The sequence below is a fragment of the Bacillus sp. ES1-5 genome (assembly GCF_022487605.1).
Lineage (GTDB): Bacteria > Bacillota > Bacilli > Bacillales > Bacillaceae_G > Bacillus_A > Bacillus_A wiedmannii.
In genome coordinates, this window is sequence record NZ_JAKVPU010000009.1 from 82,621 (window position 1) to 97,448 (window position 14,828).

Genomic DNA, 14,828 nt, shown 5'->3' on the forward strand with positions numbered 1-14,828 from the left:
ATTGTGAGATTTAGATTCTAATTAGAGGAAAATAAGGGGAAACAAGGAAAAACCTTTACATATATTGTAAAGGTTAACGAAGTTCTAATCTTCTCGATAAAATTGATAAACTATAATTTACGATAAAGTACATACAAGCTACTACTATAAACGTTGGAATCATATAATTTACATTCTGCCCGCTAATAATTTGAGCATTATGCATAAGCTCTGGCAGTGATATACCAACTGCTAATGATGTATCTTTCAGCAATGAAATAAACTGACTCACAAGCGGCGGGACCATTCTTCTTAATGCTTGTGGTAAGGTGATATGCCACAGTGCTTGAACATACGTTAATCCTGAAGATCTTGCGGCCTCAATCTGTCCTTTTTCAATCGATAATAGACCACTTCGAACAATTTCAGATATCATTGCTGCTTCAAATACTGTTAAAGCAACAATTACAGCTGTTATAATCTCTAATTTCAAGCCTACTTCTGGAAGCGCAAAATATGTGAAAAATATAATTAAAAGTAGTGGTAAGTTTCGAATCACTTCAACGATAATTCCTAATACTTGTGAGACGACAGGGATTTTCATGTAGCGCAATATCCCTATTATACTACCAATAATAAAGCTGAGTACAATTGCTACGAGCGCTACCTCTAACGTTATAAGTAATCCTTTTAATAAAAACAGAATATGATCTCCTGTAATTGCTCCCTTAAAATCCATTTACACCGCCTCCTTTGCTAAGCGTTTTTCTAAATAACGCACTAGCATACTGAGCGGAATTGTTAATATTAAATAAAACATCCCGACAAATATATAAACGTCGAACGTAACAAATGTCTTCGTTGAAATTAAATCTCCTTGATACATCAAATCGGTACCAGCGATAATTCCGAGTATGGAAGAGTTTTTTACTAAATTGAGAAATTGATTTCCTAGAGGAGGGATTACGATTTTCATCGCCTGGGGTAAAACAACATAATACATCGCCTGTACATACGTTAATCCTGAGGAACGCGCTGCTTCCATTTGACCTTTTGCAACTGATAAAATACCAGCGCGAATGACTTCCGCAATAAACGCTGCAGTATATACGGTAAGCGTAACTGTTCCTGCTACAAAACCATTTAAAGTAATTCCTATTACAGGTAAAGCGAAATAAAATATAAATGCAATTAATACGAGTGGAATATTTCTTACAAACTCTACAAAAGCCGTTCCCAACCAATTTAAAATACGAATAGGTGCAATGCGCATTACAGCCAAAATTACTCCTAAAATAAAGCTGCCTATTAACGCAATTACACTAGACATAACTGTATACTTAAAGCCCTCTAAATACATATCAATGTTATTCGTCAATATAGAAAAATCAGGCACATATTCTCCCCTCTTTCTTTACAAGAAGAGGATGAGCATCCCTCATCCTCTTACTATTTATCAATGAGAATAAAGCTCCATTAATGAAACTATCACGTTACTTCTCTTGTTTTTGCCCAATCCATTTCTCATACAATTTGTCGTACTCCCCGTTCGCCTTCATATCTTTTAGCAAGCTATTAATCTCTTTCGTTAAATCATCTGCACCTTTTTGCACTGCAATTCCGTACGGCTCATCCGTGAAAATTTTCCCTACAACTTCATAATTCGAATCTTGTTTTGCCATGCCGTAAAGAATTGCATTATCTGTCGTTAATACATCGCCTTTCCCTGCTTTTAACGCTGTAAATGCCTCACTGTAATTTTCAAATTCTAATACAGTCGATTCTGGTGATTTTTGACGAATATTATTTGTAGACGTTGAACCTTTTACAGCTAACACTTTCACACCCTTTTTCACATCATCAATACTTTTAATATCGCTTCCTTTTTTCACAAGTAACGATTGCCCTGCTTTAAAATATACATCTGAAAAATCTACTTCTTTTTTACGTTCTTCCGTAATTGTCATTGTCGCGATGATTGCATCAATATCACCATTTTTCAGTAGTGGAATACGCGTTTTAGACGTTACTTCTTTTAATTCTAATTTCTTTTCATCTCCAAGGATTTTTTTCGCAAGCGCCTTTGCGATATCAACATCAAACCCTTCTACCTGTCCTGTCGAAGGATTTTTCAAGCCAAATAAGTTCGTATCATTCTTCACCCCAACTACTAGTTTCCCACGCTTTTTAATTTGCTCAACAGCCCCGCCTTGTTTCGTATTCGTTTCTTTCGCCTCATCTTTTTTACTTCCGCATCCAGCAACGACAAGTACGAATAAACATGAAAATACGATTAACGTAAACAACTTTTTCATTTTAAGCATGAAACTCCCCCTTTAATGATTTAACACTCTTCTTAAAAATAGACGAGCTCTTTCTTGTTCAGGACTTGCAAAAAATTGCGCCGGTGTTGTATCTTCAATAATTTGACCATCATCCATAAACAAAATCCGATCTGCTACTTCTCGCGCAAATCCCATTTCATGCGTGACAACGACCATTGTCATCCCTTCTTTAGCTAGCGTTTTCATAACATCAAGTACTTCCCCGATCATCTCCGGATCAAGAGCAGACGTAGGCTCATCGAATAGCATAATTTCCGGCTGCATTGCGAGCCCCCTAGCAATTGCTACCCTTTGCTGCTGTCCTCCAGATAATTGATGCGGGTATACATTAGCCTTCTCCGGGATGCCTACTTTCTCTAAATAAAACATCGCTGTTTGCTCAGCTTCCTCTTTTGAAACTTTATTTACTTTAATCGGTGCTAGTGTAATATTTTGAAGAACCGTTTTATGTGGATATAAATAAAAATGTTGAAAGACCATTCCAATATTTCGGCGTAATTCATTCATATCTGTTTTTGCATTGTGTACTTCCGTATCTTGTACAATTAACGCTCCATCTGTAATTGTCTCTAACTGATTTATACACCGTAGCAACGTACTTTTTCCTGATCCAGACGGCCCAACAACTACTACCACTTCACCTTTTTTCACTTGTACATTAATATCTTTTAAAACTTGAAAGGTACCATAATATTTATTTACATTACGAAACTCTATCAACATACTCCCCCCTTCCCTTAACAAAGCATGTACATTCTTTTTATATTCAAAAATAGGCAAAAAAATAACTGCCTGCCTCATTTTGCCCATAAAAAAAAGCAAAGGGATTTTCCCTTTGCTTTTTCATTTCTATTCCATTAAGATACTTCTTCTTTCTTATCTTTGCCGTATTCATGCTCCCAGAAATCAGCATTTTTAATTCCTAATGGCCCTGGATCAAATACTGGATCTTTTCCTTCTTTTTTCTGCTTTTCATAATCCTTTAATGCAACTAATGCAGGTTTTTGTAATAATAAAATCGCAATGATATTTACCCATGCCATAATTCCTACACCGATGTCACCTAAAGCCCAAGCTGTTGCTGCTGTTTTTATACAGCCATAGAATACAGCTCCTAAAAATACAAACTTTAGTATCATAGACAGCCAAGGACGGTCTTTATCACGATTTAAGTACGCGATATTCGTTTCTGCAATGTAGTAATACGCCATAATTGTTGTAAATGCAAAGAATAGTAACGAGATTGCAACGAAACCGTTTCCAAATCCAGGGAAAACAGATTCTACCGCTGCCTGTGTATATCCTGGTCCTGGCTGAGCACCATTTAATTTATTTACAATAAAGTTTTTTCCGCTTGCATCAAATACGTTATACATGCCTGTAATAATCATCATAAATGCTGTTGCTGAACAAACAAATAATGTATCAATGTAAACGGAAAATGCTTGCACTAAACCTTGTTTAGCTGGATGTGATACTTCAGCTGCTGCTGCTGCATGTGGTCCAGTTCCTTGCCCTGCTTCATTGGAATAAATACCACGTTTTACTCCCCAAGAAATTGCTAAACCGATAATACCACCGAAAGCCGCTTCTAATGCAAAAGCACTTCTTATAATTAGCATAAATGCTTCTGGTAATTTTTCAATATTCATAGCAACAATAACGCAAGCTACTAAAATATAACCAACTGCCATAAACGGTACGACAACTTGTGCAACGTTCACGATTCGCTTTACGCCACCGAAGATGATAATAGCTAATACAACAACTAATAAAGCCCCTGATACGGTAGTGTTAATTCCAAAAGCTGTTTCTAAACTTACGGCAATACTATTTGCTTGCACACCTGGCAATAAAAGCCCCGTTGCAATAATTGTCGCTGCAACGAATACTAATGCATACCATTTCACACCTAAACCTTTTTCAATGTAATAAGCAGGTCCACCACGAAACTGTCCTTGATGTTTCGTTTTATATATTTGCGCGAGTGTTGATTCCACATAAGCTGATCCTGCTCCTAAAAAGGCTACTGCCCACATCCAAAATACAGCTCCTGGTCCACCGAATGCAACCGCTGTTGCTACCCCAGCTATATTCCCTGTCCCAACGCGTCCTGATAACGAAAGTGCTAACGCTTGGAATGAAGAAACACCAGCCTCTGATTTTTCTCCTTGAAATGTCAGCTTCACCATTTCGCCTACATGCCTTACTTGTAAAAACCTCGTTCGAATGGAAAAATATAAACCTACTCCTAAACATAAATAAACAAGTGCTGGACTCCAAACAATATTATTTAACCAATTTACGAAAGCTTCCAACATTCCCCCTCCTTCTTTATAAAGAATATTCAGAATATATATAAAATTATAAGTGTATACCGAATCTATAACAATATTATTTTAATAAAACAAACATATTTTTGTATAAAAAAACAAAGCATACATTTATTTTGTATACTTTGTTTTCACAAAAATGTATTATATATTCACAATTGCTTCTCTTTTTATAATTCTTTCATATAGCTCTTCTGATAATTCTCGGAAGTTATCTGGCATATCTTTCCCCTTAAACTTCTTTTGAAGTGTACCGTATAAACCAACATCACGTAGACGTAAAAACAACGGTAACGATTCGTACCAACTATCCGCTAGTCTGTGCTCATACTCATAGCCTTTTCGTAACACTTGTAGCTGTTTACGAGCAAAGTCTGTCTTCTCTTCTGCTATCCACGGTGTAAATAGAACAGAGTAATAGAGAACCATCGCTAAATCATGTATAAAGTAATTATAAGCCGCATCATCAAAATCAAAGATTGTTAGCTCTTTACCATCATAATGAAAATTACCGGGATGGATATCACCGTGCATAAGGCCGAACGTTTCTCTTTCAATGGGAAGAGCCTTTATTTCATCCATTAATACCGCTGCAATCTTTTTCACTTGATCATCTTCTAATTCATTAACAATCCCACTTTCGTCTTCTTCCCACGTATCACGATAATCTGTTTTAGGGTAGTTCATTGTTAAGCGGTGCAGTTGACCAATCGCTTTTCCCCATGCTTCAAAATAAGCATCTCCCCAATAAGGCGATTCTTCTCCTTTTACTTGTTCACCTTTTGCATATGTAAATAAAGAAGCGAAAAAGAAAGTTTCATCCTCTGCTCTGATCTCTTCTACAAGATTTTGAGACTTTGAATACAGAGGGCCTGCTACCTTTGCCCCATGCTCCGCAACATATCGTAAAAAATCTAGTTCAGCTTCAACTTCTTTTTTAGAACGATGAGAAGAGTGCGTTAAACGTAATACGTAATCTTCACCACTATCACCCTTTGCCTTAAAAATATAATTTTCAAAATCTCCAAGTGGCTTTTCTTCCACTATTACATGAAATGCCTTTGCTGCTCTTGCTAAAATTTCTTTCGTAAAAACTCGTTCTACTGCTATTTCCATCTGTATCCCTCCTATATATCTTCTTAATTCGACACAAAAGTGAGAAGTACTGCTATGAAATTGAATAGTGCGTGGGCAATCATAGCTGATAAAATAGAATTTGTTTTCTCATATAACCACGCAAATACTACTCCACTTAAAAAATTCACTGGTAATGTGTTATATGTTGGAATATGAACAACAGTAAATATTATGGAACTTATGAGCACCCCGCCCCATATGCCATATCTATCACGAAAAAACGTATAAAAAACACCTCGATATAAAACTTCTTCATAGATTGGTGATATAACTGCTGCTCCAATTACCGCGATACAGAACGCGTATATTGATTTATCATTTTGAACCGTTTCCGTTTTACTATTTTCAAAAGAAATACCCATTTTCTCCATTATCATTAATACAGCAATACTAACTATAATTAAGAAAATTAGCGCTACAACTGTCCATAGGAAATCTCTCCATGAAAGCTTCCGAATTCCAATGTCTTTCCACGACAATTTATATCTTTTTATACAAAAAAGATAAACTACAGTAGTAAATATCACTGCCATTATAAATCCCATTAATACTCCCGCATACAATGCGTTCCCTATTACTTTTAAAGCATAGTCATAAAAAAGAGATTCAACTGTTACTGGAACAATAATGAATACAAACATAAATAAATATAAGATTTCTTTCCATCCCCACATACTTTTCAAAATCATATACACCATCCCCCTACTCTCTGTTTCTTTAAGTATAAAAGATGACGTAACGTAACTTTCAAGCTTATTTTCCCCAAATAATCCAAGCATAATTTTCTCACAAAAAGCAAAAATTAACAGAAATAATTCCAATATAAAGGAGATGGAAAGTATGACCGAACAGAAGAGTTCACAACAAGATAATAACAAAAAGCATATGTTTCCATCACTTCCGGAGAACATTAATTACATTGAAAATAAACTTTTCCATTCTGATGATATAAAAAAATTAGATCTCCCTTTTCAAAACGGAAAAGGAACGATCTTATATATCGAATCTTTATCAGATCCAAATTTAATTCATCAATTAGCTCTTGAGCCATTATTAACGCGGTCTGATTTGTCTTTAGATAAAGCTTTTTCTACGTTAAATATGAAAAAAGAAACGAATTTAAATTATGGGGTACAACTTTTATTACAAGGTAAATCGTTATATTTTCATGAACATGTCGACAGTTTTTGTATATTCGAAACGGCTTTATCTTTAAAGAGAGATATAACAGAACCTGATAATGAAGGCATTGTACGTGGACCGCATACTGGTTTTGTAGAAGATTTAGCAACCAATTTAGCTTCTATTCGTAAGCTCATAAAAAGTCCAAATGTCGTCGTTAAATATTTCACACTTGGTGAAGAAATGCACACGAAAGTGGCAATTGCTTATATGCAAAATATAGCGAATGAAGATCTCGTTGCAGAAGTGAAAAGAAGATTAGAAACAATTAAAACGGACGCACTTATGCCTCCAGGATACATACAAGAATTTATAGAGGATACGTCTTTCTCACCCTTCCCGCAGCAATTAAATACAGAGCGTCCAGATAGAGTCGCAGCAAATTTAATGGAAGGACGAGTTGCTATTTTATCTGACGGAGATCCAACAGCGCTCATCGTACCTGTTACGTTATTCGCTTTCTATCAATCACCAGATGATTATAATAACCGCTGGATTGTCGGTTCTTTCGTCCGAATGATTCGTTTAGTAAGTTTTTTAATTGCCTTTCTCTTACCAGCTTTCTATATTGCAACTGTCGCTTTTCACCCTGATGTGTTGCCGCTCGAACTTGTGTATACAATTAAAGCTTCATTAGAGAAAGTACCGCTCCCCCCTATTTTTGAAGCTCTCTTAATGGAATTAATTTTCGAATTATTACGGGAAGCTGGTATTCGTCTGCCGAGCCGAGTTGGACAAACAATCGGTATTGTAGGCGGTTTAGTAATTGGTGATGCAATTGTAAAAGCCGGACTCGTTTCTTACACAATGATCATCGTTGTAGCTTTAACTGCAATCTCATCTTTTCTCGTTCCATCAAATGATATGAGTTCAGCAGTTCGAATTCTTCGTTTTCCATTAATGATTCTTGCTGCCCTATTCGGATATGTAGGAATTTCATTTGGCTTGATTATAACTTTCGTTCACTTATGTCAGCTTCATTCTTTTCATACACCATATCTTTCTCCTCTTGCACCAATGCGGATAAAAGATATGAAAGATTCTTTCGTAAGACTCCCAATTTGGTCGTTTTGGGAACGGCCTCATGATCCAAAGCCGAAAACAATGCAACGACAACATGTAACGAGAGAGGATGAGGACGGTGACAAACACGCAAAGTAACATCTCGCTAGTTCAATTTACCTTTTTCGTTATTCAATGCCAAATCGGAGTGGGCATACTTTCTCTACCGAACCGCCTTCACCCAATAGCGAAAGGTGGTGGGTGGATTTCTGCTCTCATCGCTGGACTTGTAATTCAGCTTATTATTTTACTTATGTGGCTTTTCTTAAAACGATTTCCGGATGCAGATATGTATGAAAGTGTTTGTATGCTATTTGGTAACAAGTTTGGAAAACTATTAGGTTTTGCTTATGTTTTTTATTTCACCCTTATTGGTATGACGGTTATGTTAAGCGCTTGTAATGTCATTAAAGTTTGGATATTACAAGCCACTCCTTGGTCTGCCATTCTCATGCTATTTACAATAGCTTGTTGTTATGTAGCTTATAATACGTTTAAAGTCATCGTACGATTTTATGTCATGGCCTCTATTCTCATTTTACCTATGGCGCTTTTAATTGGACTTGGGCTCTCACGGGCTGATTTTTCTTATATTTTTCCCATTACAGAGGCTGGATGGTGGAATATTATTCAAGCATCGAAAGAAACAATTACAGCTATGTATGGTTTTGAAATTATTCTTATCGCTTTCCCAAAAGTAAATGGGACTGCTGTGGCAAAACTAAAGGCAATTTCTATCGCTAACGGATTTGTGACTCTCTTTTATGCTTTTACTGTTTGGATTTGCTTTATCGTATTTAGTCCAAAGCAAATTGAACTTATTCCAGAGCCAGTTGCTTACTTATTGCGTTCTCTACATATCGGGATTATAGACCGGACTGATTTACTATTCATACCAATATGGATGATAACAGTTGTGGCTTCTATTGCTAGTTATTATTGTGCTGCTTCAATCGGAATTGGACATATATTCAATCTTGCTAATCATAAAAAAGCTGTTCCAATCGTTGGTATTATTGCTTTTAGTGTAGCCTTATTTATAGATACACCTGAAGAATTAAAAGTAATTTCAACTTTCACTGATAAGTTCACCTATATTTTTATCGTTGTCCTCCCTCTTTTATTTCTACTTTATGCAGTAATAAGAAAGAAGAAAGGAGAACAGTATGTTCAAAAAAAGAGTTAAATTACTTTTTATATTATGTACTAGTTCCCTCCTTTCTGGCTGTTGGGATCAAGAACCATTAAGAGAAGCGAGATTAGCTTATAGTATTGGATATGATATTACCGAAGAGAATAAACTTCAGCAAACGATCGAACTCGTAAAGAGTTCTAGCGGCGAGCAGTCTTCATTTGAGAATGAGATACATTCTGCAACCGGGCATAACATAAGGGATACAAGCGATGCCCTAAAAAAAAATGTGACTGGGAACATTCGCTATTTCAAATATGGTGTTCAATTACTAGGAACCAAAATTCTAAAAAAAGGTATACTACCCTATTTAGATGTCAGCTTTCGGGATCCAACAAACCCAACTGCTTTAGTAAAACTTATTGCAGTAGATGGTGAAACGTCCGAGATACTAGAAAAAAAGAAAGTAGGAAATTTACTAATTGGAGATTTTCTAAAGAAAAAAGTGAAAAGCTTAGAAGATATGAGTGTATTTCCAAAAGAAACTTTAGAAACAGCTGCTACAAAAATGTTAGATCCTGGTAAAGACTTCACCCTCCCTTCTATAAAAATAAAAGGAAAAGAAGTAGTTACAAACGGGTTAGCTTTATTTAACAAAGATAAATTAACTGGGCATTTATCTTTGAAACACTCTGTTTTATTCGTATTATTAACCGGAAAAATGGGAACAAGTGCCCGTATAACCCAGAAACTTACTAGCGATGAATCAGAGAAGACATCTGATTATTTAACAATGGAAATTAGCAATCGAAAGTTAGAAAGAGACTTAAAAATAACAACAGATAAAAAAGGAAATGTTTATGCTCACATTAAGCTTCAATTAAAAGTTATCGCTCTTGAAGCTCCGAGAGATAATCTTTACAAAATGGATGAAAGAAAAAAACTAAATAAGGAATTATCTAAACAGCTGACGAAAGAAGCTAAAAAGATAACGAAAAAGTTACAAAAAGCAAATTGTGATGCTTTCGGTATTGGAAGACATCTTATCGCTTATCATCCTGATTTGTGGAAGAAAAAAAATTGGAATAAAGATTATGCAAAAGTAAAATTCAAACCTGAGGTAGAAGTAAGCATTTTGTATAGCGGTGTCTTAAAATAAAAAGGCTGTATGCCGCGTGGGCATACAACCTTTTTATTTCGTATAGCGATAGACAATTGATTCATATGGTCTTAAGTTAAGTTTTGTAATATCCTTGCTGGAATCTTTATAATTCGACAGTAGTATTTCTTGTTTCATTCCATCTAATTGAACATGAGCTGGTACAGAGTACGTTATTTCTTCTCCATAGAAGTTATTGATAACAAGTAATACCTCGTCATTTATAGTACGTGTATATGCCCAAACCTTAAGATGATTTTCATCTAAAATAGCATATTCTCCTTCTGTAATTACATCATACGTTTTTCTAAGTTCTATTAACTTTTTATAATGATAAAATACAGACTCTTTATCTTCTAATGCCTTCTCTACGTTTATTTCTGTAAAGTTTTCAGCCACTGAAATCCAAGGTGTACTTGTTGTAAAACCACTGTTCATCTCTTCATTCCACTGCATCGGAGTACGAGAGTTGTCACGAGATTTTTGTTTTAAAATCCCGATAATCTCTTCTTTTGATAATCCTTCTTCTAGCTTTATATCGTGTATATTTAACGATTCCACATCGCGATATTGCTCGATGGACTCGAATTTAGGATTCGTCATACCGATTTCTTCGCCTTGATAAATGTAAGGTGTTCCTTGCAACATATGCATAGCTGTCGCTAACATTTTCGCAGATTCATTTCGGTACTTTCTATCATCACCGAAGCGTGACACTATGCGAGGTTGGTCATGATTACACCAGAATAACGCATTCCATCCTCCGCCCTTTTGCATTTCAATTTGCCAATTAGACATAATCTCTTTTAATTTAATGAAATCAAAATTAGCCTTCGTCCACTTATCTCCATTCGGATAATCTACTTTTAAATGATGGAAACTAAACGTCATACTTAATTCATTACGCTCAGGGTTTGAATATTTAATACAATTATCAATTGTCGTAGATGACATTTCTCCAACTGTAATTACATCTTTCCCTTCAAAAACATTTCGGTTCATCTCTTGTAAATATTCATGAACGCGCGGGCCATCTGTATAATATTTACGCCCATCGCTTGTCGCCGTACTTCCATCATCATTTAAGAACTGTTGATCTTTTGAAATTAAATTAATAACATCTAATCGGAATCCAGTTACCCCTTTATCAAGCCAAAAACGCATCATATCATATACTTCTTCACGAAGTTTTTCATTTTCCCAATTTAAATCCGCTTGCGTCTCATCAAATAGATGTAAAAAATATTGCTCTGTCTTCTCATCATATTTCCAAGCAGACCCGCCAAACTTAGATTGCCAATTATTTTTTTCATCACGCCAAATATAGTAATTACGATATGGACTATTTTTATCTTCCTTCGCTTCTTTAAACCACTTATGCTCCGTCGAACTATGATTTACAACGATATCAAGCATAATTTCAATATTACGTGCCTTTGCTTCTTCTAAAAGCTCTTCAAACTCTTCCATCGTTCCGTAAGATGGATCAATACTGTAGTAATCACTTACATCGTATCCATTATCATTTTGTGGTGATTGGTATATCGGTGTTAACCAAATATAATCTACCCCGAGTTCTTTTAAATAATCTAGTTTCTCTGTAACCCCTTTTATATCACCTGTTTCTTTATTGTAATAGCTATTAAAGCTCTTCGGATAAATTTGATAAACTACACTTTTATGCCAATCCTTCATGTTTAACTTCCTCCTACTTCTGTTTTGCTCGTTTTGCAAATAAACATGTTAACGTAAATGGGATTACAACTGCGATAATCATTCCTACAATAAATATTGGAATCGATTTCGGAATGATAGAAATAAATGCTGGTAATCCGCCAATTCCGATAGCAGGTGCTAATACACCATTTAACGTAATAAATATAGCTGCAATAGCCGATCCTATAATTGCTGCATAGAACGGGAATTTATTTCGTAAGTTTACACCAAACATAGCTGGCTCTGTAATACCGAAATATGCTGAAATTGCTGATGTAGATGCCATGCTTTTATCATTTTGATTTTTAGAAATCCAGAACATTGCAAGTGCCGCACTACCTTGCGCAATGTTAGAAAGAGCAATCATTGGCCAAATGAATGTACCACCGTGCTGTGCAATTAATTGTAAGTCGATAGCAATAAACATATGATGCATACCTGTAATTACAAGCGGTGCATATAATGCTCCAAACAATACTGCTCCAACTACTGGTACTGTTTCATATACACCTACTAATCCAGCTGTTAATAAATCTCCAATATGACGTGTAACTGGACCAATAATTCCTAATGCTAACACACCTGTTACGACAATCGTTGTAATGGGTACAACTAATAATTGAATTGCATTTGGTACATGTTTCTTCAAGAAAATTTCCACTTTACTTAATACAAATGCTGCTACTAAAACCGGTAGAATTTGACCTTGATATCCTACCTTTTCAATTTGAAATAATCCTAAAATATCGAAGTACTCAATCTTTTGTCCATCTAAACCAGTTGCTGCTTTACCATAATCCCACGCGTTTAATAAGGCTGGATGCACAAGCATTAATCCCATAACGATCCCTAATATCGGACTACCACCAAAACGCTTCGTTGCTGACCAACCGACAAGTGCTGGTAAGAATACGAATGCTGTATTCGCCATCATATTAATTAAATCCCAAAGCCCACTTAAGTTTGGATATACATCTAATAAATTTTTACCTTCAAAAAATAAGTCCTTCGCTCCTAATAGATTGTTAATTCCCATTAGTAAACCAGCTGTTACGATCGCTGGTAATATCGGCATAAATACATCTGAAAATACTTTTACAAACTTTTGAACTGGGTTTAACTTTTGGTTTCCAGAGTCTTTCACGTCAGCTACTGTCGCTTCCTTCATACCTGCGAGCGTTATCAATTCCGCATATACTCGATCAACATCTCCTGGACCAATTACAATTTGAAATACTCCAGCGTTATGAAACGCTCCCTTCACTAATGAAACAGACTGCAATTTATCGTTATCTATTTTACTTTCATCTTTTAAAGCGATACGGAGCCTCGTTACACAGTGCGCAGCTTGTTCAATATTGTCTCTCCCACCAATATACTGCAACACTTCCTCTGCTGTTTGACGATAGTCTTTCCCCATATTCCCGTCCCTCTTTTCTTTTTTTGATACCGTTTACAATTACATATTAACTCGTATATATAAGTTAGTCAACACTCGTATATACGAGTTTGTATTTTTTTATAAATTGAAATTGTAATCAGTGGGGGTTTTGTTCATCCCGCACTGATTATCAGCCCTCACCAATCGGGCGTTTACGGACAGCACGCCTCCACAAATAGCAGGGATAAAAAAAAGAGATGAAACGTTTTTTCGTTCCATCTCCTTATTTTCTCCGCGCCACATCCGAAAAATGAAAAATATCTAAACGATGGCGTGACTCTGTATATTCGAACTGACTTCCATCATAAAAATGCGTAAAGTTTTTCACAACGACAACATAGTCTGTTCCATTTAAATCTAAATACTTTCTATCGTCCTCTGTACATGGCTGTACTTCAATTACCCTCTGTGAGTAACTAATATGAAGACCTAATTTCTTCTCAATGTATTTATAAATGGACTCCGCTGCAATTTCGCTCGTTAATCCAGGAATATATTCCGATACAAAATGATTGATATCCAAAATTACTTTTTCTCCATCAATATTTCGTACACGTTTAATATGATCTATTTCTGTATTCTCTTTCACATTTAATAGCTTTGCAACCTCTTTTGTCGCTTTTACTTTCTCTATTTCCACGACTTCTGTAATACAATGGCGTCCTAAACGTTCATTTTCTTCCTGGAAGCTTACAATACCACCAAAGTTGAATTCAATGTTTTTTCGCTTTAAAACAAAGACACCTTTTCCATGTATTTTTTGAACATATCCACGCTCTTGTAATAAATCTACAGCTTTTCTTACCGTACCTCGGCTCGCTTCATATTGCTTCATTAATTCAGTTTCTGATGGGATTTTGCATCCCTCTTTTAATTGTTTATTATCAATAGACTTGCTGATTGCTGTATAAATTTGTTCATACTTACTCATCATCTACAATAGCCCCTTGTCACCTTCTAATTCTATATGTATTATACCATGCTACACTCTTCTGCCAATCTCTCACTTATTTTCCAGTATAGGAAAAATACAGGTAAATATTTAATCTCTAAAACGTATTTTTATAAAAATTTTTATATTTTTCTTTTCATTCAAAAAAACATGTAGTATACTAACTTCAAAATCAGAGGAGAAAGGGAGCAAAGAACTATGCTTACTTATACAACAATTGTAGTTACATTTGCACAAAAACATCATCATCATACGTAACCCTTGAAACCTAGCGGAAAAATTACGCGTAGGTACAAGGGTTATTCCCGTTGTACCTACGTTAGGTGAAGAGCCATGTAGGTATTTTTTATCTACATGGCTCTTTTTTTATTGTCAAAAAGCTAGTAAAAA

General features: G+C 35.5%; 13 protein-coding genes. 3 read left to right on the forward strand and 10 right to left on the reverse strand.

From position 1 onward, the window contains the following. Window positions 1-73: 73 nt before the first annotated feature. The 7 genes from MKO96_RS23415 to MKO96_RS23445 form a co-directional block, all read right to left on the reverse strand. Window positions 74-718 (reverse strand): amino acid ABC transporter permease, encoded by a 645-nt coding sequence (locus tag MKO96_RS23415; protein ID WP_087979425.1) that lies wholly within the window; start codon window positions 716-718, stop codon window positions 74-76. After that, window positions 719-1,375, reverse strand: a complete 657-nt coding sequence (locus MKO96_RS23420; protein WP_001112679.1) for an amino acid ABC transporter permease — start codon at window positions 1,373-1,375, stop codon at window positions 719-721. A gap of 97 nt (window positions 1,376-1,472) precedes the next feature. Continuing rightward, window positions 1,473-2,303, reverse strand: coding sequence for a glutamine ABC transporter substrate-binding protein GlnH (gene glnH, locus MKO96_RS23425; RefSeq protein WP_087979424.1), 831 nt, complete (start codon window positions 2,301-2,303; stop codon window positions 1,473-1,475). 12 nt (window positions 2,304-2,315) lie between these two features. Beyond that, window positions 2,316-3,134: an amino acid ABC transporter ATP-binding protein gene (locus MKO96_RS23430; protein ID WP_140386670.1), complete on the reverse strand. Its 819-nt coding sequence runs from the start codon at window positions 3,132-3,134 to the stop codon at window positions 2,316-2,318. 47 nt (window positions 3,135-3,181) lie between these two features. Beyond that, complete coding sequence (locus tag MKO96_RS23435) at window positions 3,182-4,642, reverse strand: alanine/glycine:cation symporter family protein (RefSeq protein ID WP_098086016.1); 1,461 nt, start codon at window positions 4,640-4,642, stop codon at window positions 3,182-3,184. A gap of 159 nt (window positions 4,643-4,801) precedes the next feature. Further along, window positions 4,802-5,773 carry a phosphotransferase enzyme family protein gene (locus tag MKO96_RS23440; RefSeq protein ID WP_240588841.1) on the reverse strand — a complete coding sequence of 324 codons (972 nt, stop codon included), beginning with the start codon at window positions 5,771-5,773 and terminating at the stop codon, window positions 4,802-4,804. A gap of 23 nt (window positions 5,774-5,796) precedes the next feature. Then, window positions 5,797-6,483 (reverse strand): CPBP family intramembrane glutamic endopeptidase, encoded by a 687-nt coding sequence (locus MKO96_RS23445; RefSeq protein WP_087979420.1) that lies wholly within the window; start codon window positions 6,481-6,483, stop codon window positions 5,797-5,799. Between the two features lie 151 nt (window positions 6,484-6,634). Here MKO96_RS23445 and gerKA point away from each other — a divergent pair, with 151 nt between their 5' ends. Genes gerKA through gerKC form a run of 3 tightly spaced genes read left to right on the forward strand, consistent with a single transcriptional unit; the run spans window position 6,635 to window position 10,329 of the window. Next, window positions 6,635-8,137, forward strand: a complete 1,503-nt coding sequence (gene gerKA / locus MKO96_RS23450; RefSeq protein ID WP_240588842.1) for a spore germination protein GerKA — start codon at window positions 6,635-6,637, stop codon at window positions 8,135-8,137. Continuing rightward, window positions 8,118-9,224 (forward strand): GerAB/ArcD/ProY family transporter, encoded by a 1,107-nt coding sequence (locus MKO96_RS23455; RefSeq protein ID WP_240588843.1) that lies wholly within the window; start codon window positions 8,118-8,120, stop codon window positions 9,222-9,224. The genes gerKA and MKO96_RS23455 overlap by 20 nt, the downstream gene beginning before the upstream one ends. After that, entirely contained in the window at window positions 9,205-10,329 is a 1,125-nt protein-coding gene (gene gerKC / locus MKO96_RS23460) for a spore germination protein GerKC (protein WP_240588844.1), read from the forward strand. The genes MKO96_RS23455 and gerKC overlap by 20 nt, the downstream gene beginning before the upstream one ends. A 33-nt stretch (window positions 10,330-10,362) precedes the next feature. Here the strand turns inward: gerKC and treC are convergent, their stop codons facing one another. The 3 genes from treC to treR all read right to left on the reverse strand — a co-directional run bounded on the left by treC (window position 10,363) and on the right by treR (window position 14,420). Further along, a complete protein-coding gene (treC, locus tag MKO96_RS23465; protein ID WP_240588845.1) occupies window positions 10,363-12,024 on the reverse strand; it encodes an alpha,alpha-phosphotrehalase in 1,662 nt (553 codons plus the stop codon). 13 nt (window positions 12,025-12,037) lie between these two features. Beyond that, the gene (gene treP / locus MKO96_RS23470; protein ID WP_240588846.1) at window positions 12,038-13,465 is read right to left on the reverse strand and encodes a PTS system trehalose-specific EIIBC component; all 1,428 of its coding nucleotides are present in this window, start codon (window positions 13,463-13,465) and stop codon (window positions 12,038-12,040) included. Window positions 13,466-13,709: 244 nt separating this feature from the next. Continuing rightward, window positions 13,710-14,420 carry a trehalose operon repressor gene (gene treR, locus MKO96_RS23475; RefSeq protein WP_240588847.1) on the reverse strand — a complete coding sequence of 237 codons (711 nt, stop codon included), beginning with the start codon at window positions 14,418-14,420 and terminating at the stop codon, window positions 13,710-13,712. Window positions 14,421-14,828 lie beyond the last annotated feature (408 nt).